The following is a 26,427-nucleotide window of genomic DNA, read 5'->3' as shown; positions in this document are numbered from 1 at the left end:
GTACCCGCGCGCCTTCCTACCGTTGACCCGGTCAGCACACCGGAGAAGGAGTTCCCATGCGCATCGGCATTTTCGGCACCGGCGGGATGGCGGACGCGCTCGGCACGCAGTGGGCGCGTGCCGGGCACGACCTGCTCGTGAGCGGCCGCGACCCGGCGAAGGCCGCCGCGCTCGCGAAACAGTTCGGCGCGCGAAGCGGGAGTTGGACCGACGCGGTCGAGTTCGCTGACGCGATCCTGCTGGCGCTGCCCGCCGACAGCGTCCTGGACGTCCTCGACGCCGCCGGCGCTGCGTCCGGCGCCCTCGACGGGATCACCCTGATCGATCCCACCAACGCCGTCGACGAGACGCTGTTCCCGCAGACGCCACCTGGCACCTCGATGGCGGAGCAGATCACCGCGAAATCGGTGGGGGCCCACGTGGTCAAGGCGTTCAATCTGTGCCATGTGGACACTTGGCGGCTGACCCCGCCGGTGTTCGGCGGCCGCCCGCTCGCGGTGCCGCTGTGCGGCGACGACGAACGCGCGCTGGACCACGTCCGCACGCTCGTGCGGGATCTCGGCTGCGTCCCGCTCGACGGCGGCGGGCTCGACCGGGCCGTGCTCATGGAGGCGACCATGGCCTTCGTCGTCAAGCTGTGGTTCGACGGTGCCGACGCACAGGCGATCCTTCCGCCGCCGAATGTCTAAACAGGACACAGGTGGTCGAGCAGAAGCCGGGAAACGGTCTCCGGCGCGGATTCCGGGACGAAGTGCCCGACGCCGGTCAGCCGTTCCAGCCGGTACGGCCCGGTCACCCAACGGCGAGTGTTCAAGATCCCGGACGGCGCGACCATCGGATCGTCGCCCGCGATGAACAAGGCCGGTACCCGCACGCACTGCTCGTATCCGGCGAAGTCGTTGGCGCGGTACCAGTTCAGCGCGGCGGTCAAGGCGCCGGGCTCGGAGAGTCGCGCGAAGTACTCCTCGCAGATCTCCCGCGGGACGCCGTCCAGCTTCGGCGGCCCCGCCGCGAGGATGCGGTTTTCCGGGCCGGGCGCGGGCTCGCGGAACCCATCCATGTACTTCGACGCCTCCCGCTGCGCGGGATCGGCCCGCAACGCCTCGGCGAACGCGGCGGGATGCGGGACCGACACCGCGGCCAGCTTCCGGATCCGCCCCGGGTACCGGGCGGCGATCCACGCGACACACGCGCCCCAGTCGTGACCGACGACGTCGAACCTGTTCCAGCCCAAGGTGTTCGCGATGCCGCGGACGTCCGAGACAGCGTTGTCGAGCCGGTAGGCGTCGATCCGCGCCGGCCGCACCCCCGGCGAGTAACCACGCTGATCCGGCGCCACCGCGCGGAATCCGGCCGCGCCCAGCGCCGTCAGCTGCGCCCGCCATTCGAGGCTCGACTCGGGAAAGCCGTGCAGCAACAGGACCGGGCGCCCACTCTGTGGTCCGGCGGCGAGCGCGTCGAACGTCCCTGCCCTGGTCCGGATCCGCAGCCGCTCGAACCCGGCCGGAGCCGCCGACGCGGCCTGCGGCGCCATCGTGGCCGCGCCCGCCGCGATGGCCGCCGCCCCGAGCTTGAGCATGTCACGCCTGGTGGATGCCATACCGACGACTCTGCTCGACGGCGGCCCCGGCGGCCAGGGTGCGCACCACAGTTCCATGGTGGGGTTTTCCCCACCCTCCCGAAGATCAGAGCTGGTTGACGTCCACGATCCGGAGCACCGCGGAGCCCGCCTCGTCGGACGCCGCGAGATCGACCTCGGCGCTGATACCCCAGTCGTGATCCCCCGCCGGGTCGTCGAAGATCTGCCGCACGCGCCAGACGCCGGACTCCTTCTCGATCATCAGCAACGCCGGGCCGCGCGCGTCCGGGCCGATCCCGAGCGTCTCGTGCTCGTCGAAGTAGTCCTCCATGGCGTCTTCCCACGCGTCGGCGTCCCAGCCGTCCGCACCGTCCAGCTCGCCGAGCGACACGTACGCACGCCGCGCGGCCAGCTCGACGCGGCGGAAGAGTTCGTTGCGCACCAGCACCCGGAACGCCCGCTCGTTGCGCGTGACCGCGGGCGGCTCGGACGGCGGCCGCGTCGGCACCGGCCCCTCTTCTTCCGGATGCCGCAACGCTTCCCACTCGTCGAGCAGGCTGGAGTCGACCTGCCGGACCAGCTCGCCGAGCCATTCGATGAGGTCCTGCAACGGTTCCGTCTTCGCCTCGTCCGGGACCGTGTGACGCAGCGCGTCGTAGGTGTCGGCCAAATAGCGCAGCACCAAGCCTTCCGACCGCGCCAGCTGGTAAAAACCGATGTACTCCACGAAGTTCATCGCGCGCTCGTACATGTCGCGCACCACGGACTTCGGCGAGAGCTCGTAGTCGGCGACCCACGGATGCCCCTGCCGATAACTGGCGTACGCCGCGTTCAGCAGCTCCTCCAGCGGCTTCGGGTATGTGACGTCTTCGAGCAGTTCCATCCGCTCGTCGTACTCGATGCCGTCGGCCTTCATCGCCTGCACGGCCTCGCCCCGCGCCTTGAACTGCTGCTGCGACAACACCGGACGCGGGTTGTCCACAGTGGATTCCATAATGGACACGACGTCGAGCGGGTAGACCGGCGACTCCGGATCGAGCAGTTCGATCGCGGCCAGCGCGAACGGCGAAAGCGGCTGGTTGAGCGCGAAATCGAACTGCAGGTCGACGGTGAGCCGGATGATCCGGCCCTGCTCGTCGGGTTCGTCGAGCCGCTCCACGACGCCCGCGGCGAGCAGCGCGCGGTAGATCGCGATGGCGCGCAGGATCAGCTTCCGCTGCGACGGTCGCGGCTCGTGGTTGTCCTCCAGCAGATGCCGCATCGAGTCGAAGGCGTTGCCCGGCCGGGAAATCACGTTCAGCAGCATCGAGTGGCTGACCTGGAAGCTCGACGTCAGCGGCTCCGGCTCCGCCGCGATCAGCCGGTCGAAGGTGCTCTCGGTCCAGTTGACGAACCCCTCGGGCGCCTTCTTGCGGACGATCTTCTTTTTCTTCTTGGGATCGTCGCCCGCCTTCTCCAGTGCCTTCGCGTTCTCCACGACGTGATCCGGCGCCTGAACCACGACATAGCCGTCGGTGTCGTAGCCCGCGCGGCCCGCCCGCCCGGCGATCTGGTGGAACTCCCGCGCCTTGAGGTGACGCTGCCGGACGCCGTCGTACTTCGTCAGCGCCGAGAAGACCACGGTCCTGATCGGCACGTTGATGCCGACGCCGAGGGTGTCGGTCCCGCAGATCACCTTGAGCAGCCCCGCCTGCGCGAGCTGCTCGACCAGCCGCCGGTACTTCGGCAGCATCCCGGCGTGGTGCACGCCGATGCCGTGCCGCACCAGCCGCGACAGCGTCTTGCCGAACCCGGCGGAGAACCGGAAGTCGCCGATCATCTCGGCGATGGCCTCCTTCTCCGGTTTCGACGTGACGTTGATGCTCATCAGCGTCTGCGCCCGCTCGATCGCGGCCGCCTGCGAGAAGTGCACGACGTACACCGGGGCCTGGCCGCCGTGCAGCAGTTCGGACAGCGTTTCGTGCAACGGCGTCAGCGCGTAGCGGAAAGTCAGTGGGACAGGTCGCTGTGCCGATGTCACAACCGCGGTCGGGCGGCCGGTGCGGCGGGTCAGATCCTTTTCGAAGAAGGAGACGTCGCCCAGGGTCGCCGACATCAGCACGAACTGCGCGTCCGGCAGCTCCAGCAGCGGTACCTGCCACGCCCAGCCGCGGTCGGGCTCGGAGTAGAAGTGGAACTCGTCGGCCACCACCTGGCCCACCGGGGCGTCGCGACCGAACCGTAATGCGATGTTCGCCAGGATTTCGGCGGTGCAGCAGATGATCGGGGCATCCGCGTTGACGCTGGAGTCGCCGGTCATCATCCCGACGTTGTCCGCGCCGAAGATGTCGATGAGCTGGAAGAACTTCTCCGAGACCAGCGCCTTGATCGGCGCGGTGTAGTAACTGCGCCGCCCGTGTGCGAGCGCGGTGAAGTGCGCGCCGACCGCGACGAGGCTCTTGCCGGAACCGGTCGGGGTCGACAGGATGAGGTTCGCCCCGGAGACGACTTCGATCAGCGCCTCCTCCTGCGCCGGGTACAGCTCGAGCCCCCGTTCGGCCGTCCAGGTGGAGAAGGCCTCGAACAGGGCGTCGGCGTCGGGATCCGCTGGCAGGAGGTCTGTAAGAGTCATCAGGTGCCCCATCGTGCCATCCGTTGGTTCGGACTTGGCCAGGGGCAATCGCGGGCCGGAGCGGAAACCCGTAGGCTGCGCATACCGCGCACGACCGGGGGAACAACCGGTGTCGCGCGTACACGGGCGGTAATCCGGAGGGCTAAGGAATGGCACAGGACATCATCCCGATCGAACTCGGCCTGCCGCAGGGCGATGTGGTCACCCTGTGGGCGCCGCGCTGGCGGGAGGACGGCGAGGAGTGGGAAGCGTTCCTCGGCGACGAGGACGACCTGTACGCCTTCCCCGACGCCGCGCACCTTGCCGCGTTCGTCCGCACGTCCGAGCAGCACGACCTGCTCGACCACCCGGCGTGGGACGCGGTGCCCGCGCTGAACGTGCCCGAGCTGATCCCCGACGACGACCACTCCTACGACCTGGTGGGCGTGCCCGAGCTGGTCGCCGACGAGCCGGACTCGTGGACCATCTCCGAGCTGGCCGAGATCATCGGCATCGTCCGCTCGCTCGCCGACGTCTGCGAGCTGGAGGACGTGCACGAGATCCTCGACGCGCACGAGGGCTTCTCCTTGCTGGAGCAGGGACGGCTGCCGTTCACCGGCCAGAAGGGCACGGTGCTGTGGAACGACCTGTCCAAGGCGGTGTCGGAGGAATGGGACACCGTGCTCGACGCGATCGACGGCCTGGTGACCCAGCCCGAGGTCGACGCCGCGGTGCTGGAGCAGACCGCCGAGGAGCTGGCCGCGTTCCACGAGGAGTCGGCCGAGGCCGAGGCGGGCGCCGACGAGGGTGACGACGATCTGGAAGCCGTCTCCACCGACGAGGACTCCGACGACGAGGACGAGGACGACGAAGAGGACGTCCCGGTCGGGTTCTGGGGCGAGGTCGGCATCGACCCGATCAAGATCGTGACCTCGGGCGCGGAGTACTACACGCTGCGCTGCTACCTCGACGACAAGCCGGTGTTCCTCGGCAGCGAGGGCGAAATCGACGTCTTCACCTCGGAGAAGGCCCTCGTCCGCGCGATCGCGGACGGCAAGGAACTCGCCGACACCGACCTCGTCGAAGTGTCCACTTGGGACGAAGTGGTGCAGAGGGCCACCGCGGGCGAGCTGGAGATCGAGGTCGACGCCGAGAACACCTACGTGCTCAACGGTCTCGACGACGACATCGCCGAGGGCCCCGAGTCGATCGACCCGACCCAGCTGGAGCTGGCCGTCGAGCTGATCACCGACGCGTCCGACTGGGCGGGTGACGACGTCGCGGAAACCGCGCTGGCCGCCAACGAAAGCCTCGGCTGGCTGGTGTCGTTCGTGCTGCGGCCGGACCCGACGCGGCTCGAGCCGTCGGCCCCGTTCGACGCCGAGCAGAGCGCGTGGCGGAAGCTCGTCGAGTCGTTCGAGAACCGCCTCACGGTGGTCTAGACCCTTATCGTTCGGTCCGTGAAGGCCTCCTTACCGGCGCTGACTGCCAGTAAGGAGGCCTTCACGGCTTTTCGGGATGCGGGGTGCCGGGGCAAGTGCTTCCCGGGTGTGTGCCCGTGGCTCAGGAGCCGAGGTGTTCGGCGCGGGCAGGGACCAGGGCGATGGCCAGCGCCGGGAAGATCGCCGCGACGCAGAACGCCAGCGCGTACCGAGAGTCCCCGATCACCAGGCCCAGTACCGGCGGGGTGAGGGCCGAGGCGAGGTTCTGCGCGGTGTTCTGGGCGCCCATCGCGCGGCCCGACCACGCCACGCCGGCGAGTTCGGCGGAGGCGGTGAAGCCGAGACCGTTGTCGCTCACCGTGATCACCGCCGCCAGCACCAGCGCGAGCGCCACCAGCCACGGCCAGGTCGCGTCCCCGAGCGCGACCAGCAGCATCGCCGCCGCGCTCGCCACCGCCAGCTGCCGCATCGGCCGCAGCCTGCTGCCCACGCGGTCGGACCAGTAGCCCGAGGCCAGCCTGCCCAGCGCGCCCAGCACCTGCACCACCGCCAGGAACCAGCCCGCCGCCAGCACGCTCCAGTGCTGCACCGAAACCAGGTACACCGGGGCGAACGCCGACACCGCGAACTGCGGGACGACCAGCAGCGCGCTCGCGCCGTGCAGCCGCCACAGCGCCGGTTTCCGGTACGGCGACGGCGGTTTCTCGCCCGAGCCCGCCCCCGCACCTGACCCGGCCGGGCGCGGCGGGTCGACGACGAGCCAGGCGACCAGCGCGGCGACGACGACCGCGAGCACCGCGGGCAGCAGCATCGCGGCCCGGAAACCCCAGTGCTCCGCGAGCGGCGGCAGCCCCAGCGCGGCGACGCCGACGCCGAGCGGCTGCGCGGTCTGCCGGATGCCCATCGCCACCCCGCGTTCGGACGCGGAGAACCAGCCCATCACCACCCGGCCGCTCGCCGCGTTGACCGAGGCCGAACACGCACCGGCAGCCAGAAACACCCCGAAGAGTAGGCCGACCGAGTGAGTTCCGAGCGCGGCGAACACCAGGAGTAACCCCGAGGCGCCCAGTCCGAGCGCCATGATGAGCCGCTCCCCGTAACGGTCCGCAGCCGCGCCCCACACGATCAGGGTAAAGAGCAACCCGATACTCGGCGCCGCGACCACGGTGCCCGCCTGCGCGAGGGTGAGTCCCGCGGTCGTCCGCATCGCGGGGACCAGAAAGGGAAGGCCGTACAGGAAAGTGCAGCTCGCGGTCTGCGCGGCGAGACCGAGCGCGAGCACGAGCCACCGGTTCACCCGAGGTTTTTCCCGGACCACACGCGCGCTCGCGACCTGCGACATCCTCACCACTATCCCATATTTTGAGACCCTGTTCCTATATACTGAAATATAGTTGGGCATGCTAAGGAACGCAACCGCCATCCGGCGGCCGCGTTCCGGGCCGGGGAAACTCAGGCCAGCGCGGCGTATCCCGGCTTGATCACGGTGTTGATGAGCTTCAACCGGTCGTCGAAATCGATGAACGCCGATTTCATCGCATTGATGGTGAACCACCGCAGGTCGTCGAGGCCGAAGCCGAACGTCTCGTGCAGCGCCGCGAATTCGCTGCTCATCGAGCATCCGCTCATCAGCCGGTTGTCGGTGTTGACGGTCACCCGGAAGCCCAGGCGGGCCAGCAGCCCGATCGGATGCTCGGCGATCGAGGGCGCCGCGCCGGTCTGCACGTTGGACGTCGGGCAGATCTCCAGCGGGATCCGGCGGTCCCGGACATAGGCCGCCAACCGTCCCAAATGGACCGTTCCGTCGGCGTCGGTCTTGATGTCGTCGACGATACGCACCCCGTGCCCGAGCCGTTCGGCACCGCAGTGCTGAATGGCCTCCCAAATGGAAGCGAGCCCGAACGCTTCGCCGGCATGAATAGTGAAATGCGCATTGTTCTGGCGAAGGAACTCGAACGCGTCGAGATTACGGGTCGGCGGGAATCCGTCCTCCGGTCCCGCGATGTCGAACCCGACCACACCGGCATCGCGGTAACGCACCGCGAGACCGGCGATCTCCAGCGCCCTGGCGTGCTGGCGCATGGCACACAGCAGCGTCCCCACCCGGATGGCGGCACCACGCTCCGCTACCCGGCTGACGCCTTCGGCGAAGCCCGCCTGCACGGCCTCGACCACCGCATCGAGTGACAGCCCACGTTCGACGAACAGTTCCGGTGCGTAACGAACCTCGGCGTACACGACACCGTCCGCGGCGAGGTCCTCCACCGCCTCGGCGGCGACCCTGACCAGCGCCTCTTCCGTCTGCATCACGCCACACGTGTGGGCGAACGTCTCCAGGTACGAGACCAGCGAACCGGAGTCGGCGGCCTCGCGGAACCACCGTCCGAGCGCGTCGACGTCGGTCGTGGGCAGGCCCGCGTACCCGGTCGCCTCGGCGAGTTCGGCGACGGTGCCGGGCCGCAGCCCGCCGTCGAGATGGTCGTGCAGGAGGACCTTGGGCGCGCGGCGCAGGGTCTCCGCGCGCAACGCCGGAGGTACGGGCGCTACTGGGGTTACTGTGCTTCCGTCTGACATGGATCCAACGGTAGTCTTGGTGTCATTCCCCTACATGGCCCTAACGCTCAGCCTCCACCTAACCCTGAGCGTTGACGATCACCGACTGAATCGGCCATCCGGGGGCGACCTCGGCATTGCGTGCTTCACGGGGGTCATACACACAGCAATTTCGCAATGGATAAGCTTCGTTACACGTCCCTCCCATTTTCCCCGCCGACGAAGGACACCGCAGTGACCACTGACAACCACATTGCCGCCCCGTCCTTCGACCGGATGCGCAACATGCTGGTGCGCGCGGCCGAAGTGCGTGAGAGCGAGCAGCAGCAGATCTTCGACGCGCTGGACGACATCTACGCCCGGCTCGCCCCGGTGGACTCGCTGGGCGCCGTCCGCAAGCGGCTGTCCGAGCTGCCCGACCGGACCGAGGTCGGCGTGCTCGCCGAGCGGCTCGACGAGGCCATGTCGCGGCTCGAGGCCCAGGACAACGCGATCTCCGCGCTGACCCACGCGGTCGAGAGCATCGTCGACAAGCTGGCCAAGCCCTTCGCCCAGCTCGACGGCCGCCTCGACGGCGTCGCCGCGCGCTTCGAGGGCGTCGCCGGCCGGATGGACGGCCTCGAGGACAAGCTGCAGAACATCCACCGCAGGCTCGACGAGCTGGGCGGCCACCTGGACAAGCAGGACGCGCGCCTCGAATCGCTCCCCGCCGCCGTGCACGGCCCGGTCCGCGAGCGGATCGAGCTGGCCGAGTCCGGGCTGCGCGAGCGGATCGACTCCACCGACGCCGAACTGCGCTCGCGCGTGGACGATCTCGACCGCGCGACCAAGGAGCGGATCGGCTCGGCCACCGAGGCGCTGAAGACCGCGGTCACCGAGACCGGCGAGATGGTCGACTCCTCCGAGCGCCTCGACGGCCTCGGCGGCAAGCTCGACACGGTCACCGGCAGGCTCGACGACCTGGCCTCGCGGCTCGACAAGGTGGAGAACGATCTGGGCGGCAGGCTCGGCGACCTCGACGGTTCGCTCAAGAGCGGGCTGTCCAAGGTCGAGGGCACGCTGGCCAAGCAGCCGGACACCGACTCGGTGGATTCGCTGGTGCGCAAGAGCAACGACGAGTCGGTCCGCCGCATCGGCGGCCAGCTCGACGAGGCGATGGCGACCTTCGCGGAGCTGATGCTCGGCGGCGGCCCCGCCGTCCAGCAGATCGCCCCGCCGCCGCCCGCCCCGCGTCAGCCGCGGCGCAGCTCGCGCAACGGCCGCGCGCCGAAGTCCGCCGACGCCAAGTCGAAGGCCGCTTCGTCGGACGCCTCGGATGACTCCTCCGACTGAGTGATCTTCGCGCGTTAACTCTTCACGACAGTGCCCCCGCCGGGCTTCCCGGCGGGGGCACTGTCGTCTCCGAAGCACCGCCGGGAGCTGCCCCCGGTGGATGGCAGACCGCGGACAGGCAAGCCCACCGCGCACGGCAGCACGTCCTGAACGGCGCGTTCGGGACGTTGAACGTCCTCAATGGAACGTTCGGAACACCCGAGGTCTCCCGAACACGCCGTTCGCCCGGTGGGCGAGTGTCATTTTCGCGTTAAATCCGGTGTACCGAACCGGTCGGCTCGCGTACCTGGATGGACGACACGCCGGGTCAGGAGGTGTGGAGGGTGTCGAAGACCAGGGGAGTGCGTTCCGCGGCCGTGTCCGAAACGTTGTAGGCACCGGTCAGAGCGGCCAGTGCCGCGGGGACGGCATCCGGAGTGTCGGTGTGCAGTTCCAGTAGTGGCTGCCCGGCCGCCACTGGTTCACCGGGCTTCACCAGGCAGCGCACGCCTGCGGCGGCCTGCACCGGATCCTCCTTGCGCGCCCGTCCGGCCCCGAGCCGCCACGCGGCGATGCCCACCGCGTAGGCGTCCAGCGACGCCAGCACCCCGTCCTCCGGCGCGGTGACGACGTGCACGTGGGCGGGTTTCGGCAGCGGTGCCTCCGGGTCGCCGCCCTGCGCGGTGATCATCCGGCACCACGTCTCGTACGCGCGTCCCGAAGCCAGCACTTCTGCGGGGTCCACTGAGGACAGTCCGGCCAGTGCGAGCATCTCGCGTGCCAGCGTCACCGTCAGCTCGACGACGTCGGCGGGCCCACCGCCACGCAGCACGTCGACCGACTCCGCGACCTCGATCGCGTTCCCGACCGCCTGCCCGAGCGGCACGCTCATGTCCGTCAGCACGGCCGTGGCCGCGACGCCGTGCGCGGCCCCGATCTCGACCATCGTCCGCGCCAGCTCCCGGGAGTCCGAAAGCGTTTTCATGAAGGCGCCCGAACCGGATTTGACGTCCAGCACCAGCCCGGCCGCGCCCTCGGCGATCTTCTTGCTCATGATCGAGCTGGCGATGAGCGGGATCGACTCGACCGTGCTGGTGACGTCGCGCAGCGCGTAGAGCTTCTTGTCGGCGGGCGCGAGGCCGGAGGTGGCCGCGCAGATCACCGCGCCCACTTCGGACAGTTGCCGGGTGATCTCCTCAGTGGACAGTGCGGCCCGCCAGCCGGGGATCGACTCCAGCTTGTCCAGTGTGCCGCCGGTGTGCCCGAGCCCGCGCCCGGACAGCTGCGGCACCGCCGCACCGCACGCCGCGACCAACGGCGCCAGCGGCAGCGTGATCTTGTCGCCGACGCCGCCGGTCGAGTGCTTGTCGACGGTCGGCCGGTCGACCTTCAGTGCCAGCCGCTCCCCCGAGTCGATCATCGCGCCGGTCCACCGGGCGATCTCGCCCGCTTCCATGCCCCGCAGGAAAATCGCCATCGCCAGCGCGGACATCTGTTCCTCGGCGACGACGCCGCGCGTGTAGGCGTCGACCACCCAGGCGATCTGCTCGTCGCTCAGCCGCCCGCCGTCCCGCTTCGCGCGGATGACGTCGACGGCCGCGAACGCTTCGATTCTGTGCTCGCTCATAGGATTCCGATCCTACCGTTCGGCGGCGCCGGTACGGTTTTCCCGAACGGCAGGACCGGAAATCCGGTTCAGTTCACCGTCGCGCAGGTTTTCGGCACGGTCGGCGAGGTGTTCGGCGGGTTCAGCGTCTCCCAGGTGAGGCAGAATTCGGCGCCGCTCGGATAGTTCTTGCCGATCCACAGGCTGTCCGTGTCGGCGTACTGCAGGACCTGGTTGTTCGTGCAGACCTTGAAATAGGTGCGGTTGACCCGGTCGTGTTCCACACTCGGGGTGTCACAACCACGGTCGTTGACCTGCGTGGCGACGATCCGCTGCAGAGTGTGCCCGTCCGGCGCCATCACCAGCTGGAGACAGCTCTTGATCGCGCCGTTCCAGTTGACGTGACAGTTGAGCGTTCCGGCCGCCGACGCGGCGGCGGGAGCGGAAACCAGAAAACCGGCGGCCAGCGGAATGACCGCAGCACCCAGCAGAATTTTCCGGAGCATTTTCGCCGACCCCCATTCCCGGATGACCGAAGCGGTCACCCGTCATGAATCCGGGTGGGACCGATAACACCGGAAGTTCGGTCAGCCCCTCCCCTAGCCCCCCATGGGCTCGGCTGACCGTAACACGGGTAACAAACCGTCGCAAAGACGTGAAAATTTCTAACCTTGCCGGTCGCGGTCCCGGGGTGGCCCCCGGCGGACGGCACACCGCCCGCCGGGGAGACCCGCGCTCAGGGCAGGTCGTCCGGCCCGAAGGCGTCGGGCAGGACCTTCGCCATCGGGAGGATGCCGCTCGGCGTGTCCACCAGGCACGACGACCCGCCCAGTTCGAACAGGATCTGACGGCACCGCCCGCACGGCATCAGCAGCTCACCCGCGCCACTGCGGCACGCGACGGCGACGAGCCGTCCGCCGCCGGACAGCCGCAGCTGCCCGGCCATCGTGCACTCGGCGCACAGAGCCAGCCCGTACGAGGCGTTCTCGACGTTGCAGCCGGTGACGATCCTGCCGTCGTCCACGACCCCGGCGACCCCGACATGCAGCCCCGAATACGGCGCGTACGCGTGGGAAGCCGCCTCGACGGCCCACTCCCGCAACGACTCCCAGTCCACAGTGGACTCGACGCTGGTCATCAGTCGCCCTCACCCCGCCGGTACGGGACGCCGTCCGCGCGTGGTGGCCGTAGCCGTTGCGAGGCGACCGCGAGCACGATCAGCGTCACGAAGTGCGCGGTGTACGGGATCAGGTCACTCGGCAGCGAGTCGTTCGCCCAGTAGATCGCGTACAGCACCCCGGCGCCGACGACGCCGATCGCGGCGGCGATCCACTGCCGCCGGATCAGCTGCACCACCACGATCACGCCGAGCAGGATCACCGTGCCGTACAGCAACGCGAGCACGGCCTTGCCCCCGCCGGAAAGCTGCAGGCCGTCCGCGTAGCCGAACAGCGCCGCGCCGCCGAGCAGCCCGCCGGGCCGCCAGTTGCCGAAGATCATCGCGGCGAGGCCGATGTAGCCGCGGCTGTTGGTCTGGTTCTCCAGGTAGTCCGCGCCGCCGGAAAGCAGCACGAGCGACGCCCCGCCCATACCCGCCAGCCCACCGGAAATGAGCATCGCGACGTACTTGTGCAGGTAGACGTTGACGCCGAGCGACTCCGCCGCGACGGGGTTCTCCCCGCACGAACGCAGCCGCAGGCCGAACCGGGTCCGCCACAGCACGAGGTAGCTCACCGGCACGAGCACGATCGCCAGCATCGTCAGCGGGGCGACCTCGGTGACCAGGCCGTGCAGAATCCCGGCGACGTCGGAAATCCCGACGCGCCTTGCCTTTTCCAGATCGCCGAGCCAGTCGCCGAGGAACGTCGCCGAGTAGGTGTCGAACTTCGGCACCGGCGGCGACTGCCGCGGATTGCCGGACAGCGGCGTGAACACCAGGTTCGACAGGTACTTCGCGATGCCGAGGCCGAGCAGGTTGATCGCCACACCGGAGACGATGTGGTTGACGTTGAAGGTGACCGTCGCGACGGCGTGGAGCAGGCCGCCGAGCGCGCCGAACACGATCGCCGCGACCAGACCGGCCCAGACACCGCCGTAGTACGCGCCCCACGCGGCACCCCACGTCCCGAGGATCATCATGCCCTCGAGACCGATGTTGACCACGCCGGCGCGTTCGGCCCACAGACCGCCGAGGGCGCACAGCAGGATCGGCAGCGCGAGACGCAACGCGGTGTGCGCGGTGTTGCTCGACGTCAGCGTGTCGACGCCGGTGGCGTACGACGCCATGGACAGCACGGCGATCGCCACGACGGCCCAGATGACACCCTTGAGCCAGCCCGGAATCCGGTTCCCGCGGCGCACCGCGACCGTGACCGGAGCGGCTGACGGGTTCTCGGTGATCGTCACACCGCACCCCCTTCCGCGACGCTCGATCCCTTGCGGCCGTTGCCGGCCAGCGCGCGGCCGACCCGGCGCTGCTCGGCGGCCAGGTCGGCGCGCCGCACGACCTCGTAGGCCACGACGACCGACAACACGATGATCCCCTGCATGATCGTGGCGATCTCCTTGGACACGTGGATCTGCTCCAGCGACACCGCGGACTTGTCGAGGAACGCCCACAGCAGCGCGCCGAGCGCGATCCCGCCGGGGTGGTTCCGGCCGAGCAGCGCGACGGCGATCCCGGTGAAGCCGTACATCTGGGTCGAGGTGATGCCGTAGCTGAAGTCGCGGCCGAGCAGTTCCGGCATCGCGATCAGGCCCGCCACCGCACCGGAGGTGAGCATCGCGATCAACGTCATCTTCTTGGCGTTGACACCACCCGCCGCGGCCGCCGTCGGCGACTCGCCGCTGGCCTTCAGCTCGAAGCCGAACCGGGTCCGGTTGAGCATGAACCAGTAGCCCGCGCCGATCAGCGCGGCGATGATCACGAACCCGAACAGCGTGCCCGAGCCCAGCGGGATGCCGGGGATGTGCCCGGACGGCGCGATCGGCTTGGTGCCGAGGTTGTTGCCGGTCAGCACGCCGAACGCGTCCGGGTTGATCAGGAACGCGACGATGCCGCCGACGATCGAGTTCAGCATGATCGTCGAGATGACCTCGCTGACCCCGCGAGTCACCTTGAGGATCGCCGGGATCGCCGCGTACAGCGCACCGGCCAGCAACGCGACCAGCAGGATCACCACGGTGTGGATGACCGGGGGCAGGTTCAGCGCGCCGCCGATGATCGCGGTGGTCACCGCGGCGAAGCGGTACTGGCCCTCGACCCCGATGTTGAACAGGTTCATCTGGAACCCGATGGCCACCGCGAGCCCGGCGAGGTAGTACACCGTCGCGAGGTTCACCGTGTCGACGGCGGTGGAGCCCTTGAACAGCTGGCCGATCATGGTGCCGTACGCGGTCAGCGGATCCGCGCCGGAGATGATCAGCGCGATCGCCGACAGCAGCAGGGCGAACACGATCGCCAGCAGCGGCGGCAGCACCTTCGTGCGCCACGAACTCATTCCGCCGCACCCCCTTCCGCGTTGTCCCCGGTGTCCACAGTGGACTCCGCGGCGTCGTCACCGGCACCGGTCATCGCCGAGCCCAGCTCCTGCGGGGTCACGGTCGCCGGATCGGCGCGGCTGACCAGCCTGCCACGCAACATGACCTGGATGGTGTCCGACAGCCCGATCAGCTCGTCGAGGTCCGCCGAGACCAGCAGCACGGCCAGGCCGTCGGCGCGGGCCTGGCGGATCTGTTCCCAGATCAGGGCCTGCGCGCCGACGTCGACGCCGCGGGTCGGATGCGAGGCGATGAGCAGCACCGGGTTGCCCGACAGCTCCCGCCCGACGATGAGCTTCTGCTGGTTACCACCGGAAAGCGCGGCGGCGGGGACGTCGATGCCGGGTGTCCGGACGTCGTACTCCCGCACGATCCGCCGGGTGTCCTCACGCGCGGCCGCGATGTCGAGCAACTGTCCACTCGAGACCGGTTTGCGTGATTGGTAACCGAGGATCCGGTTGGCCCACAACGGTTGTGTGAGCAGCAGGCTGTGCCGCGTGCGGTCCTCGGCGATGTAGCCGATCCCGGCCTCGCGGCGGGCGAGCGTGCCGATCCTGGTCAGGTCGTGCGCGCGGCCGTTCTGCTCGACCAGCTCGATCGTGCCTCCGGTCGCCTTGCGCATGCCCATGATCGTCTCGACCAGCTCGGTCTGCCCGTTGCCCTCGACGCCGGCGATGCCGAGCACCTCACCCGCGTGCACGGTGAAGGTGACGTCGTCGAGGACGTTGCGCTCCGAGCCTTCGACCGACAGGCGAACGCCGTCCAGCCGCAGCACGTCGCGGTCGGTGACGGTGGACTCGCGGGTCTCCGGGCTGGGCAGTTCGGAGCCGACCATCATCTCGGCCAGCGCGCGGCTGGTGATCGTCTTCGGGTCGGCGGTGCCGACCGTGGTCCCGCGCCGGATCACGGTGACCGAGTCGGCGATCGCGCGGACCTCGTCGAGTTTGTGCGAGATGAACAGGAAGGTGTAGCCCTCGGCCTGCATCGCGCGCACGGTCTCGAAGAGCGCGTCGACCTCCTGCGGCACGAGCACCGCGGTGGGCTCGTCGAGGATGATGATCTTCGCGCCGCGGTAGAGCACCTTGACGATCTCGACGCGCTGCCGGTCGGCGACGCCCAGTTCTTCGAGCAGCGTGCCCGGATCGGCCTTCAAGCCGGTCCGCTCGGCGAGCGTCGCCAGCCGCGCGCGGGCGGCCCGGCCGATGCCGTGCAGGTTCTCCGCGCCGAGGAAGACGTTCTCGCCGACGGTGAGGTTGTCGGCGAGCATGAAGTGCTGGTGCACCATGCCGATCCCGGCCTTGATGGCGTCCTGCGGATTGCGCAGTTTCACCGGTTTGCCGTTGATCGCGATGCTGCCCTCGTCCGGCTGCTGCATGCCGTAGAGGATCTTCATCAGGGTGGACTTGCCCGCGCCGTTCTCGCCGCAGAGGGCGTGCACCTCGCCGAGGGCGACGGTGAGGTTGACGTCGGAGTTGGCCACCACGCCGGGAAAGCGTTTGGTGATCCCGGTCAGTTCGACGGCCGGGACACCCCGGTCGGGGACCGCCGCGGCCGGAGACTCGGAAGTGCTCATGAGGTGATGAGTTCCAGTTCTCTTCTCGTCAAAACAGCGGAGGCCCGGAAGGGGATCCCCTTCCGGGCCGTGCGCGCTGCGTACTACTTCTGCGGCTTGTCCGAAACCTTGATCTGGCCCGCGACGATTTGGGCCTGGTAGCCGTCGAGGACATCCTTGATGTCGTCGACCTTGCCGCCCGAGGTCGAGTAGCCGACGCCGTCGACCTTGAGGTCGAACCGCTTCGGCAGCGAGCTCAGGTCGTTCTTCGCGACCGCGCGGAGGTAGTCGAACACCGCGACGTCGACGTGCTTGAGCATCGAGGTGATGATCACGTCCCTGCTGTCGGCGACGGTCTTCTGGTTGTACTGGTCGGAGTCGACACCGATCGCGGAGACCTGCTTGGCCTTCGCGGCCTCGAACACGCCCTTACCGGAGGCGCCGGCGGCGTGGTAGATGACGTCGGCGCCGTTGGAGATCTCGGCCGCGGCCTTCACGTTGCCCTTCGCCGGGTCCTGGAACCCGGAGAAGTCACCGGCCGGGGTGAGGTACTCGTGCTCGATCTTGATCTTGTTCGAGACCTGGTTCGCGCCCTGCAGGAAGCCCGCCTCGAACTTCTGGATCAGCGGGGTGTTGACGCCGCCGACGAAGCCGACGTGGCAGTTCTTGCTCTTGTACGCCGCGGCGACGCCGGCCAGGAACGAGCCCTGCTCCTCGGCGAAGACCAGCGGCGTCACGTTCGGGAGGTTGATCGAGTCGTCGTCGACGATCGCGAACTTGGTGTCCGGGTGCTTCGGGGCGACGGCGGCGACCGACTTCGCGTAGGCGAACCCGACCGCGACGATCGGGTTGAGGCCCTGCGCGGCCATCTGCTCCAGCCGCTGCTGCTTCGCGGCCTCGTCCTCGCTCGCACCGGCGGTGCTCTCGCTGACCTGGGTGACGCCGAGCTCGGACTTCGCCTTGTCCGTCCCGGCGGCGGCCGCGTCGTTGAACGAGGCGTCGCCCCGGCCGCCGACGTCGAAGGCCAGGCCGACCTTGAGCTTGCTGCCGTCGACCTTCTCACCCGTCTTGCTGGTGCTCGACGACGGCGGTGCCGCGGGCGGCTTCGGCGCGGTCACGCAGCTGCCTGCCTGGTTGCCCGAGGCGTTGTTGTTACTGCCACCGCCGGAGTCCTTCGCGCACCCGGCCAGGGTGAGTACCCCGGCCATGGTCGCGGCGGCCAGCGCGGTTCCACGCATGCGACGCACCGTGTGTCTCCCTCCCCGCTGATCCAGCGGATGTGTCAGAGAACGACCCGGCCCCAGTGCCGGGTTCGACCGCCAGACCGTACCTAACGGCCAACAAGGCTCCATAGGAAAGGCACGCTACGTAACACAAACGTTTACTCGACAGGCGGCATTCGCGATCATGCCCTTACCGACCGTGATCAGTGCTGAAGGGGACTTTCCTCGCGTCGCATGCGCTGAAAGTCCCCTTCAGCTCGTCTGACGATCAAGACTGGACGCGAAGCGTCTCCGTTGAGGGTGGTGGCGGGGGCATGGGCGGAGAAAGTCCCCTTCAGCAGCTCGTGGCGCCCGGCGGGGCCTGGCAGAAGCGCGCCGAGTAACCGCCATTGGCCGCGACCGGGACGCTCAGGGCGCTACCCGGTGTGACCCGCTGAGTGGTCTGGACGAGTTTGCCGTCGGCCCCGTCGCCGTAGATCTCGGCGAGCCAGTCGCCGGGCGGCAGGAACGTCAGCGGCGTGTCCAGCCGGGTCGCGGGGCCCGCGGTGATCGCGCCGACGTACCACTCGGCGCCGGATCGCCGGGCGAACACGGCGAGCTTGCCGGGGTCGCCTGCGAGCAGCCGCGTCTCGTCCCACACCGTCGGGACGTGGCTGAGCAGGCGTTCGGCCACCGGACGCGCCTGGTAGCTCTCGACGCTGTCCGCGAAGTGCTGGACGCCCGATTCGTACACCACCGCCAGCGCCAGCTCGCCGCCCTCGCTGTTCGGCCGCACGCCGCTGAACGTGACCGGGGTGAAGTCCATCGAGCCGGTCAGGTTCCGGGTGAACGGCAGCGTCACGTAGTGCTCGATCGGGAACGGCTCGCGGCCCGGCTTCGGCTTGGTGCCCTCGGCGCCCTTGACCGCCTCGACCGACATCACCTGCGGCCAGGTGCGCTCGATGCCGCGCGGGATCGGCGCGCCGTGGAAGTTGAGCATCAGGTGGTACTTCGCCGACGCCGCGAGCACGGCGTCGTACCAGCGCGTCCGGTCCTGGCGGTCGGACTCCACGAAGTCGATCTTCAGCCCGACGACGCCCCAGTCGCGGTACTGCTTGAAGTTCTTCTCGCGCTCGCTGTCGGTGTCGGTGATCTTCGCGTCGGCCCACAGCCAGATCCCGACGTGCCGATCGGCGGCGTACTTGACCAGCTCGGGAATCCAGCTCGCGTTCCACCCGGAGTCGACGAGCGTGTATTCCCAGCCCATCTTCGCCGCGTAGTCGACGAACTGCTTCTGCTTCTCCAGGCTTCCCGCGCTGGGCCCGTCGGACCACCACGACCACGCGCCGACGCCGGGCCTGATCCACGACGTGTCGGCGAGCTTCGACGGGCTCGCCAGATCGGTCACCAGCGTGCTTTCGGTGACCGTGGCCAGATCGCCGACGATCATCGCCCGCCACGGTGTCCGCAGTGGGCCCTTCGCGACCTCGGCCGGATCGGGCAGGACGAGTCCGAAGCGCTTGGACGCCGCGTCCAGCTTGAGCCGCGAACCGCCGTAGCTGCCGTCGAGATCCGACTCCAGCACGGTCAGCCACGAGTCGCCGACGTGGAACAAAGACGGGTAGCCGTACTCGACGGGATCCTGCTGGGCCACCGGACGGTGGACGTGAATGCTCTCGTAGTCACTGCGGCCGTTGTCGTACGGCAGCAGGAACGAATCGGCCGTCTGCGGCACCGCGAACTCCGACGCCTCGCGGACCACTGTCGTCCACTTAGGAGTGTCGAAGACATACCGGTACGCGACGCCGTCCGCGGACACCCGGAAAACCACCGCGAACGTCTGCCCGCCGGACCCACGCAGGTTCAACGTCGTCTCGGCGGCGTCGACGGTGTGGTTCAGCCGCCTGCCGACCTTGGTCTCGTACTTCTCGTGGATCGGCCGCTGCGAGAACCCGGTGACCGCGAGCCCGCTCGTCAGATCGCCGTTCGCGGTTTCGACGCCCAGCGCCGAGGGCTCCAGCACCGTCGTCGCGCCGCGGGTGACCGACAGCGTGAGCCGTCCGCGGTCCAGCGCGATATGGGCTTCCGGCGTCGCTCCTTTTTGGACGGACATACCGGGTGCCGTCAGTATCCAGCGCGTCGCGGACGAGGCCTGCCCCGAAGCGGGCAGTCCGACCACCGCCGACGTCACCACCAGCGCGCTCGCCAGCACAGCTCTCTTCCTCATGCCATCGCTCCGTTCTCGACGTGCCGTTTCTCCAAGGTGAGCGCGAACAGGTGCGGGCGCGGGGCGGTGGCGGCAGGCAGGGTCACCGAGACGACCTCGCGGGCGGCGTCGAGCGGGACGCGCTGGTGGAAGATCGCCAGCCGCGCCGCCTGGATCCCGGCCCGGGTGTGCAGCTGGGTGGTGACGACGGCTTCGGTCTCACCGAACGCCGCGGCGGTCCGCCAGTCGGTGAGCCGCAAGGGAACCTGCGCCGTGGTTCCGTCCTTATAGGACACTGTGAGCGGCGTGGTGCTCTTGCCGGTGTCGGCCGCGCCGAGCACGTGCAGCACGGCGTAGTTCCCGGCGGGCAACGGAATCGCCTGCCCGGTGCCGACGAAGTTGTTCGGCGTGCCCTCGGCGCCGTTGACGAAGAGGAACGGCACGCCGTCGTCGGTGAGCTGCCCGGTCTGCGGCAGTTGCGCGGCCGGGTAGGTGTTGCCCGCGCCGTCGAAATCCCCGTCGCCGAGGTAGAACTCACTGGTCACGCCGTCGGAATTGAGCACACCGGCCAGATCCACCGGAACCTGCTGACCGCTCGGCGGCAGCATCGGCAGTCCCCACGGCGGCGCCGGTTCGCTGATCGGGACCGGCGCGATCGTGGTGTCCGGACGTCTCCCGCGCGGATACACGAGGACCTCGCCACCGCGCGGCAGGTCGATCTCAAGTGTCCCGTTAGGACATCGGCGCCAGCGCCGCGCGCCTTCGACCGTCACCGGCCCGTCGATCGACGGCTTCAGCTTCAGCGGCTGCCCGGCGAGGCTGCGCACGCGGACGAACGTGGTGACCCCGGCTTTGCGCGCCGCGCTCACCAGGAAAGCGCCCTGCGTGCGGAAGTCGTGCAGGACGACGTCGCGCCAGGCCGCCGGGAGCGCGGGGAAGAGCCGAACCGTGTCACCCCAGCTCTGGCACAACATGTCGTGCACCGACTGAGCCGCCGAGAGCGGCGTCTCGATTACCGGCCCCGCCTCGTAGTACATCGTGTTGGCCTGCGCGAACCGCGCGACGAACTCGCGGAGGTGCTTCACCGCGTCCTCGCCCCTGCCCAGCGCCGACGACAGCGACGAGGCGCCGGTGAAGCTGAACCCGCGCAGGGCGCCCTCGAAGCTGATCCAGTGGTCCAGCGACTTCGCGATGAGCGCGGCCTGCGCCGGATCGTCCACATTGAGCAGATACAGCGGATACGCAGCCAGGATGTGCGAATAGTGCCGGTGCGATTTGGCGAACGGGACGCCGGTGCCGATCATCAGGCCGTTCTCGTCGACCGGATAGTCGACGAGCTTCGCGAGCACCTCGCGCCACTTCGGCGCGAGCGGATCGTCGATGCCCAGCGTCTTCGCCGCGTCCAGCAGGGTCCGGCAGCTCCAGCGGATCAGCGCGAGGTCGTAGTTGCAGTCGGGCGCGCGGCCGTACTCGGGCGAGAACGTCGGCGGCAGGTGCAACCGGCCGTCGGCGCCGTACTTCAGGAAGTGCAGGTAATAGTTCATCGCCTTGCGCAGCACCGGGAACAGGTCGTCGCGCAGGATCGCGACGTCCATCGTGTGCCGGTAGCTCAGCCAGACGTTGTGCAGCAGCCAGGGCAGGTCACCGATCTCGGCGTCGCTGTCGGGATTCGGCACGCCGACGTATCCGGCGTCCGCGAAGCGCGCGTCGGTGCTGCGCCGCAGCCCCATCGAATCGGCGCGGTATTCGGGTCTCAAGCCGTCGATCAGCGTCTGCTGGTTCCCGCGGACCGTGCGCGGGATCGGGTCGAGTTCGAGGTGGTTCGAGCCGTGGACCGGCCAGTACTCCAGCTGCGCGTTGAGGTTGAACCACACCGACGGCCACGGCGTCGGCTCCAGCCACGGCCCGGTGGTGGCCATGATCGGCGCCTCCGCGCGGGCTGCGGACGCGAGTTTGTACAGCTGGATCCAGTAGAAGCTCTGCAGCTTCGCGTCCGGAATGGACAGAAAGCTGCGCCGGTAGAAGGCGTGCCACCACTGGCGGTGCGTGGCGCGCAGCGCGCCGATCGTGCCCGCCGCGCCGATCGCCGTCCGCACGGACTGCTCGGCTTCGGCGCCGGGAAAGCTGTGCGCCGTCGAGAGCACGAGCGTGCGCCCACCGTGCGCGGCCCGCCGGAGCTGATACGCCGTCGCGTTCTGGCCGCCCGCGAACAGCGGCTGGGTCACGAAGGAGACGTCCCGCTCGTCGCGGGTCGTCCACCCCGGGTTGGGATCGAACCCCTTCGGCGGCTGCTCGCGGACGATGCGCGGGCTGACCGCGGGCAGCGGTTCGAACGCGAGCGAGAAGCCGCGCTCCCCCGCGCTCGGGCGGACGTCGATCACCAGCAGCTGCTGGGTGGAGTGCACGAACGCGTGGATCTCCAAGGTCCCCCGGTCGGTGGTGACCGTTCCGGAGAGTTCCGCGTTCCACAGATCGAGCCGCAGGTCCGCGCCGGTGAGCGTGCCGGACGAAGTGAGCAGCACCTTGCCGATCGGCAGCCGCGCGACGCCCCACTCGTTGCCGAAGGCGGGCCGGTGATCCTGGCTCTCGCTGTGGTCGACGGTGAACTTCAGCGCGCTCCTGTTCGACGGCGTCTGCTCCCGGTAGACCTGCGCGCCGACGAAGCCGTTGCCCAGGAACGCGCCCTCGTACCAGGTACGCGGGAGGCGCTGCCAGCGCAGATCCTGCGCGGCGAGGAAGCGCGCCCACTGCTCGTCGGACATGCCCCCGGGCTGTGGCGGGAAAGCGTCGCTGTCCAGCGGTTTCCCGGCCGCGGCGGCGGGCGTCCCGGCGGCGAACGTGGTGGCGAGAATCCCGGCCATCGTGCCGCCGAGGAGGTCGCGCCGGGGGAAACCAGCGGGCTGCGTCATCGTCACCCCATCGTGAGTTCCGACGATTGGTCGGATGTCTGGCGTGAAATGAACGTAAGAGACCACGCAGAAACCGTCAACAACCCTCCGCAGAAAACACGCCATCCGGCCGGATAGCTCCCGATAAGCGGAACAGCGCCGGAATGCGTGATATCGACCACAATGCCGCAAAGATCGGATGTACGACGCTTCACGCAGACCGTACAACCCCGCGGACGCGTGCCCTGCGCCACACGTCCGGGCGATCCGCCCTTGTACCGGGTGTCTGGTCCATCACAGAGACGAACCCGGAGGTGAGCCGGTCGCCGGTGCCGGGTCTAGCATCCCTTGCATCCACGCTCGATGACCTTGATCTCGGCATTGTCGCCGGAGTTGTGTCCCTAGTGGACGCCTGGCTCCCCGGCGGCGAGTGCGGACCTCAGCGGTCAGCCGGGCAACACAGCCATGACGTTGGAGGCCGTTCACCGATGTCCACCACGGCGAGCACTGCCACTGAGGCAGGGGCGAGCGATCGGGCGGGTGCCTCACGCCGGAAGGGGACCTTCTACCGGGGCGACCCCGGCATGTGGTCCTGGGTGCTGCACCGCATCACCGGCGTGCTCACATTCTTCTTCCTGTTCGTGCACGTGCTCGACACCGCGCTGGTGCGCGTGTCGCCGAACACCTACGACCAGGTGATCGAGACCTACAAGACGCCGCTGGTGAACCTCATGGAGGTCGGCCTGGTCGGCGCGGTGCTCTTCCACGCGCTGAACGGCCTGCGGGTCATGCTGGTCGACTTCTGGTCGAAGGGCCCGAAGCTGCAGAAGGCGATGCTGTGGGTCATCGGGATCGTGTGGGTCGTGGTGATGGTTCCCGGGGCGTTCTTCATGATGAAGCGCACCGTCGAAACGCTGTTCGGGGGTAACTGACATGGCCGACCTCGTTCTCGACCGCCCGCGCGCGCCGCGGCGCCCGGCCGCCCGGCGCAGCAACTTCGAGCTGTACAGCTGGCTGTTCATGCGGATCTCAGGCCTGGCCCTGATCATCCTGGTGCTCGGCCACCTGCTGATCATGAACATCCTCGACGGCGGTGTGCACCGGATCAACTGGGGCTTCGTGGCCGGCCGCTGGGCGTCGCCGTTCTGGCAGTTCTGGGACCTGGCGATGCTGTGGCTCGCCCAGATCCACGGTGGCAACGGGCTCCGCACGATCATCGACGACTACGCCCGCAAGGACACCACGCGGTTCTGGCTGAAGATCGTCCTCTACGTCTCGATGGCGCTGATCCTCGCTGTCGGCACGATGGTGATCTTCACGTTCGACCCGAACATGCCCGCCAACTGACGTCCACCACACGCACGTAAGCGGAGAACCTGATGCAGTTCCACAAGTACGACGTGGTGATCGTCGGCGCCGGTGGCGCCGGGATGCGCGCGGCCATCGAATCCGGCCAGCGCGCCCGCACCGCGGTACTCACCAAGCTCTACCCCACGCGTTCGCACACCGGCGCGGCGCAGGGCGGCATGTGTGCCGCGCTGGCGAACGTCGAAGAGGACAACTGGGAGTGGCACACCTTCGACACGGTCAAGGGCGGCGACTACCTCGTCGACCAGGACGCCGCGGAGATCATGGCCAAGGAGGCCATCGACGCGGTGCTCGACCTGGAGAAGATGGGCCTGCCGTTCAACCGCACGCCCGAGGGCAAGATCGACCAGCGCCGGTTCGGCGGGCACACCCGTGACCACGGCAAGGCCGCGGTGCGCCGCGCCTGCTACGCCGCGGACCGCACCGGGCACATGATCCTGCAGACGCTGTACCAGAACTGCGTCAAGCACGGGACCGAGTTCTTCAACGAGTTCTACGTTCTCGACCTGGTGACGAGCGAGGACGAGAACGGCCACCCGGTCGCCTCCGGCGTCGTCGCCTATGAGCTGGCCACCGGCGAGCTGCACGTCTTCCAGGCGAAGTCGGTCGTGTTCGCCACCGGCGGCGCGGGCAAGATCTTCAAGACGACGTCGAACGCGCACACCCTCACCGGTGACGGCCTCGGCATCATCTTCCGCAAGGGCTTGCCGCTGGAGGACATGGAGTTCTTCCAGTTCCACCCGACCGGCCTCGCCGGCCTCGGGATTCTCATTTCCGAAGCCGTCCGCGGCGAGGGCGGGATCCTGCGCAACGCCTCGGGCGAGCGCTTCATGGAGCGCTACGCCCCGACCATCAAGGACCTCGCGCCGCGCGACATCGTGGCGCGCTCGATGGTGCAGGAAGTGCTGCAGGGCCGCGGTTGTGGCCCGAACAAGGACTACGTCGTCCTCGACGTCACGCACCTGCCGGTCGAGGTGCTGGAGACCAAGCTTCCCGACATCACCGAGTTCTCCCGGACCTACCTGGGCGTCGACCCGGTGAAGGAGCCGGTGCCGGTGTTCCCGACGTGCCACTACGTCATGGGCGGCATCCCGACCAACGTCCACGGCGAAGCGTTGCGGGACAACGAAAATGTCATCCCCGGCCTGTACGCCGCGGGCGAGGTCGCGTGCGTGTCCGTGCACGGCTCGAACCGCCTGGGCACGAACTCGCTGCTGGACATCAACGTGTTCGGCCGCCGCGCCGGCATCGCCGCCGCGGAGTACGCGCTGGCGCACGAGCACGTCGAGCTGCCGGAGACCCCGGCTTCCTTGGTGGAGGAGCAGCTCTCGCAGCTGCTTTCCGAGCACGGTGACGAGCGCGTCGCCGACATCCGCAAGGAAATGCAGCAGACGATGGACTCGCACGCTTCGGTGTACCGCACCGAGGACACGCTCAAGCAGGCGCTGACCGACATCCAGGCGCTGAAGGAGCGGTACGGCCGGATCACCGTGGCGGACAAGGGCAAGCGGTACAACACCGACCTGCTCGAGGCCGTCGAGCTGGGCTTCCTGCTGGAGCTGGCCGAGGTCCTCGTCGTCGGTGCCCTGGCGCGTAAGGAATCCCGCGGCGGCCACGCGCGCGAGGACTACCCGAACCGCGACGACACGAACTTCATGCGGCACACCATGGCCTACAAGCAGGGTTCTGGTCTGTCGTCCGACATCCGGCTCGACTACAAGCCGGTGACCTTCACCCGCTACGAACCGATGGAGCGGAAGTACTGATGACTGCGGCTACCACCGAGGAAGCTCCGTCCTCTTCGGACGAGCACACCCCGATCACGGTCACGCTGAAGATCCTGCGGTTCAACCCGGAGGTCGACGAGGAGCCGCACTGGGAGTCCTACGACGTCCCGGCGCAGCGCACCGACCGGCTGCTGAACCTGCTGTTCTACGTCAAGGACTACATCGACGGCACGTTCTCCTTCCGCCGCTCGTGCGCGCACGGCGTGTGCGGGTCGGACGCCATGCAGATCAACGGGATCAACCGGCTGGCCTGCAAGGTGCTGATGAAGGACCTGCTGGAAAAGAACGGCAAGCCGACCGTGATCACGATCGCGCCGATCAAGGGCCTGACGACGTTGAAGGACCTCTACGTCGACATGGACCCGTTCTTCGAGGCGTACCGCTCGATCAAGCCGTACCTGATCTCGTACGGCAACGAGCCCTCGCGCGAGCGGATCCAGTCGCAGGCCGACCGCGACCGGTTCGACGACACGACCAAGTGCATCCTGTGCGCCTGCTGCACGTCCTCGTGCCCGGTGTACTGGAACGACGGCTCGTACTTCGGCCCCGCCGCGATCGTCAACGCGCACCGCTTCATCTTCGACTCGCGTGACGAAGCCGCCGAAGAGCGTCTCGACATCCTCAACGACTCCGAGGGCGTCTGGCGCTGCCGGACCACGTTCAACTGCACCGACGCCTGTCCTCGGGGCATCCAGGTCACGAAGGCCATCCAAGAGGTCAAACGCGCCCTCCTCTTCAAACGCGTCTAACCATGCTCCAAGGTCCGTGAATGCCACATTGAGGGACTCTGAGTCCCTCAATGT

The 26,427-nt window shown here is 68.6% G+C and carries 20 protein-coding genes; 7 read left to right on the top strand and 13 right to left on the bottom strand.

The window, feature by feature from the left end; genetic code table 11:
• Nucleotides 1-56: 56 nt before the first annotated feature.
• The gene (locus tag ACFWY9_RS01300; protein WP_378327486.1) at nucleotides 57-689 is read left to right on the top strand and encodes an NADPH-dependent F420 reductase; all 633 of its coding nucleotides are present in this window, start codon (nucleotides 57-59) and stop codon (nucleotides 687-689) included.
• On the opposite strand, the gene ACFWY9_RS01295 is transcribed toward ACFWY9_RS01300, so the two are convergent.
• Together ACFWY9_RS01295 and ACFWY9_RS01290 are read right to left on the bottom strand one after the other, a co-directional pair.
• On the bottom strand, nucleotides 686-1,600 hold the full coding sequence (locus ACFWY9_RS01295) for an alpha/beta fold hydrolase (protein ID WP_378327487.1): 915 nt from the start codon (nucleotides 1,598-1,600) through the stop codon (nucleotides 686-688). The two genes, ACFWY9_RS01300 and ACFWY9_RS01295, sit on opposite strands and share 4 nt — an antisense overlap.
• 85 nt (nucleotides 1,601-1,685) lie before the next feature.
• On the bottom strand, nucleotides 1,686-4,190 hold the full coding sequence (locus ACFWY9_RS01290; protein WP_378327488.1) for a DEAD/DEAH box helicase: 2,505 nt from the start codon (nucleotides 4,188-4,190) through the stop codon (nucleotides 1,686-1,688).
• A 149-nt stretch (nucleotides 4,191-4,339) separates the two neighbouring features.
• Here ACFWY9_RS01290 and ACFWY9_RS01285 point away from each other — a divergent pair, with 149 nt between their 5' ends.
• Complete coding sequence (locus ACFWY9_RS01285; protein WP_378327489.1) at nucleotides 4,340-5,611, top strand: primosomal protein; 1,272 nt, start codon at nucleotides 4,340-4,342, stop codon at nucleotides 5,609-5,611.
• Between the two features lie 121 nt (nucleotides 5,612-5,732).
• Here ACFWY9_RS01285 and ACFWY9_RS01280 read toward each other — a convergent pair whose 3' ends face one another.
• Nucleotides 5,733-6,953, bottom strand: a complete 1,221-nt coding sequence (locus tag ACFWY9_RS01280; RefSeq protein ID WP_378337860.1) for an MFS transporter — start codon at nucleotides 6,951-6,953, stop codon at nucleotides 5,733-5,735.
• Between the two features lie 110 nt (nucleotides 6,954-7,063).
• The gene (locus ACFWY9_RS01275; RefSeq protein ID WP_378337859.1) at nucleotides 7,064-8,185 is read right to left on the bottom strand and encodes an adenosine deaminase; all 1,122 of its coding nucleotides are present in this window, start codon (nucleotides 8,183-8,185) and stop codon (nucleotides 7,064-7,066) included.
• Nucleotides 8,186-8,398: 213 nt separating this feature from the next.
• Between ACFWY9_RS01275 and ACFWY9_RS01270 the strand changes: the two genes are divergently transcribed.
• Complete coding sequence (locus tag ACFWY9_RS01270) at nucleotides 8,399-9,496, top strand: PA containing protein (protein WP_378327492.1); 1,098 nt, start codon at nucleotides 8,399-8,401, stop codon at nucleotides 9,494-9,496.
• Nucleotides 9,497-9,803: 307 nt separating this feature from the next.
• Here ACFWY9_RS01270 and ACFWY9_RS01265 read toward each other — a convergent pair whose 3' ends face one another.
• The 9 genes from ACFWY9_RS01265 to ACFWY9_RS01225 all read right to left on the bottom strand — a co-directional run bounded on the left by ACFWY9_RS01265 (nucleotide 9,804) and on the right by ACFWY9_RS01225 (nucleotide 22,490).
• Nucleotides 9,804-11,087, bottom strand: coding sequence for a thymidine phosphorylase (locus ACFWY9_RS01265; protein WP_378327589.1), 1,284 nt, complete (start codon nucleotides 11,085-11,087; stop codon nucleotides 9,804-9,806).
• Nucleotides 11,088-11,170: 83 nt separating this feature from the next.
• Entirely contained in the window at nucleotides 11,171-11,587 is a 417-nt protein-coding gene (locus ACFWY9_RS01260; RefSeq protein ID WP_378327493.1) for a hypothetical protein, read from the bottom strand.
• A 230-nt stretch (nucleotides 11,588-11,817) separates the two neighbouring features.
• The gene (locus ACFWY9_RS01255; protein ID WP_378327494.1) at nucleotides 11,818-12,219 is read right to left on the bottom strand and encodes a cytidine deaminase; all 402 of its coding nucleotides are present in this window, start codon (nucleotides 12,217-12,219) and stop codon (nucleotides 11,818-11,820) included.
• Nucleotides 12,219-13,487 (bottom strand): ABC transporter permease, encoded by a 1,269-nt coding sequence (locus tag ACFWY9_RS01250; RefSeq protein ID WP_378327495.1) that lies wholly within the window; start codon nucleotides 13,485-13,487, stop codon nucleotides 12,219-12,221. The genes ACFWY9_RS01255 and ACFWY9_RS01250 overlap by 1 nt, the downstream gene beginning before the upstream one ends.
• Entirely contained in the window at nucleotides 13,484-14,581 is a 1,098-nt protein-coding gene (locus ACFWY9_RS01245; protein WP_378327496.1) for an ABC transporter permease, read from the bottom strand. Before ACFWY9_RS01245 ends, ACFWY9_RS01250 begins: the two co-directional genes overlap by 4 nt.
• Nucleotides 14,578-16,194 (bottom strand): ABC transporter ATP-binding protein, encoded by a 1,617-nt coding sequence (locus tag ACFWY9_RS01240; protein WP_378327497.1) that lies wholly within the window; start codon nucleotides 16,192-16,194, stop codon nucleotides 14,578-14,580. Before ACFWY9_RS01240 ends, ACFWY9_RS01245 begins: the two co-directional genes overlap by 4 nt.
• Nucleotides 16,195-16,277: 83 nt before the next feature.
• A complete protein-coding gene (locus tag ACFWY9_RS01235; protein ID WP_378327498.1) occupies nucleotides 16,278-17,411 on the bottom strand; it encodes a BMP family protein in 1,134 nt (377 codons plus the stop codon).
• Between the two features lie 319 nt (nucleotides 17,412-17,730).
• Complete coding sequence (locus ACFWY9_RS01230) at nucleotides 17,731-19,602, bottom strand: glycoside hydrolase family 97 catalytic domain-containing protein (RefSeq protein ID WP_378327499.1); 1,872 nt, start codon at nucleotides 19,600-19,602, stop codon at nucleotides 17,731-17,733.
• On the bottom strand, nucleotides 19,599-22,490 hold the full coding sequence (locus tag ACFWY9_RS01225) for a Tat pathway signal sequence domain protein (protein WP_378327500.1): 2,892 nt from the start codon (nucleotides 22,488-22,490) through the stop codon (nucleotides 19,599-19,601). Before ACFWY9_RS01225 ends, ACFWY9_RS01230 begins: the two co-directional genes overlap by 4 nt.
• A gap of 467 nt (nucleotides 22,491-22,957) precedes the next feature.
• On the opposite strand from ACFWY9_RS01225, the gene sdhC reads away from it, so the two are divergent.
• The 4 genes from sdhC to ACFWY9_RS01205 are packed head-to-tail and all read left to right on the top strand — an operon-like array spanning nucleotide 22,958 to nucleotide 26,373.
• On the top strand, nucleotides 22,958-23,401 hold the full coding sequence (sdhC, locus tag ACFWY9_RS01220; protein WP_378327501.1) for a succinate dehydrogenase, cytochrome b556 subunit: 444 nt from the start codon (nucleotides 22,958-22,960) through the stop codon (nucleotides 23,399-23,401).
• A gap of 1 nt (nucleotide 23,402) precedes the next feature.
• Complete coding sequence (locus ACFWY9_RS01215) at nucleotides 23,403-23,816, top strand: succinate dehydrogenase hydrophobic membrane anchor subunit (RefSeq protein ID WP_378327502.1); 414 nt, start codon at nucleotides 23,403-23,405, stop codon at nucleotides 23,814-23,816.
• A 32-nt stretch (nucleotides 23,817-23,848) separates the two neighbouring features.
• The gene (sdhA, locus tag ACFWY9_RS01210; RefSeq protein ID WP_378327503.1) at nucleotides 23,849-25,603 is read left to right on the top strand and encodes a succinate dehydrogenase flavoprotein subunit; all 1,755 of its coding nucleotides are present in this window, start codon (nucleotides 23,849-23,851) and stop codon (nucleotides 25,601-25,603) included.
• A complete protein-coding gene (locus ACFWY9_RS01205; protein WP_378327504.1) occupies nucleotides 25,603-26,373 on the top strand; it encodes a succinate dehydrogenase iron-sulfur subunit in 771 nt (256 codons plus the stop codon). Before sdhA ends, ACFWY9_RS01205 begins: the two co-directional genes overlap by 1 nt.
• The last annotated feature ends 54 nt before the right edge of the window (nucleotides 26,374-26,427 follow it).

The sequence above is a fragment of the Amycolatopsis sp. NPDC059027 genome (assembly GCF_042739735.1).
GTDB lineage: Bacteria > Actinomycetota > Actinomycetes > Mycobacteriales > Pseudonocardiaceae > Amycolatopsis.
Note: the sequence above shows the minus strand (reverse complement) of the source record. Positions and strands in the feature narration are given on the sequence as shown.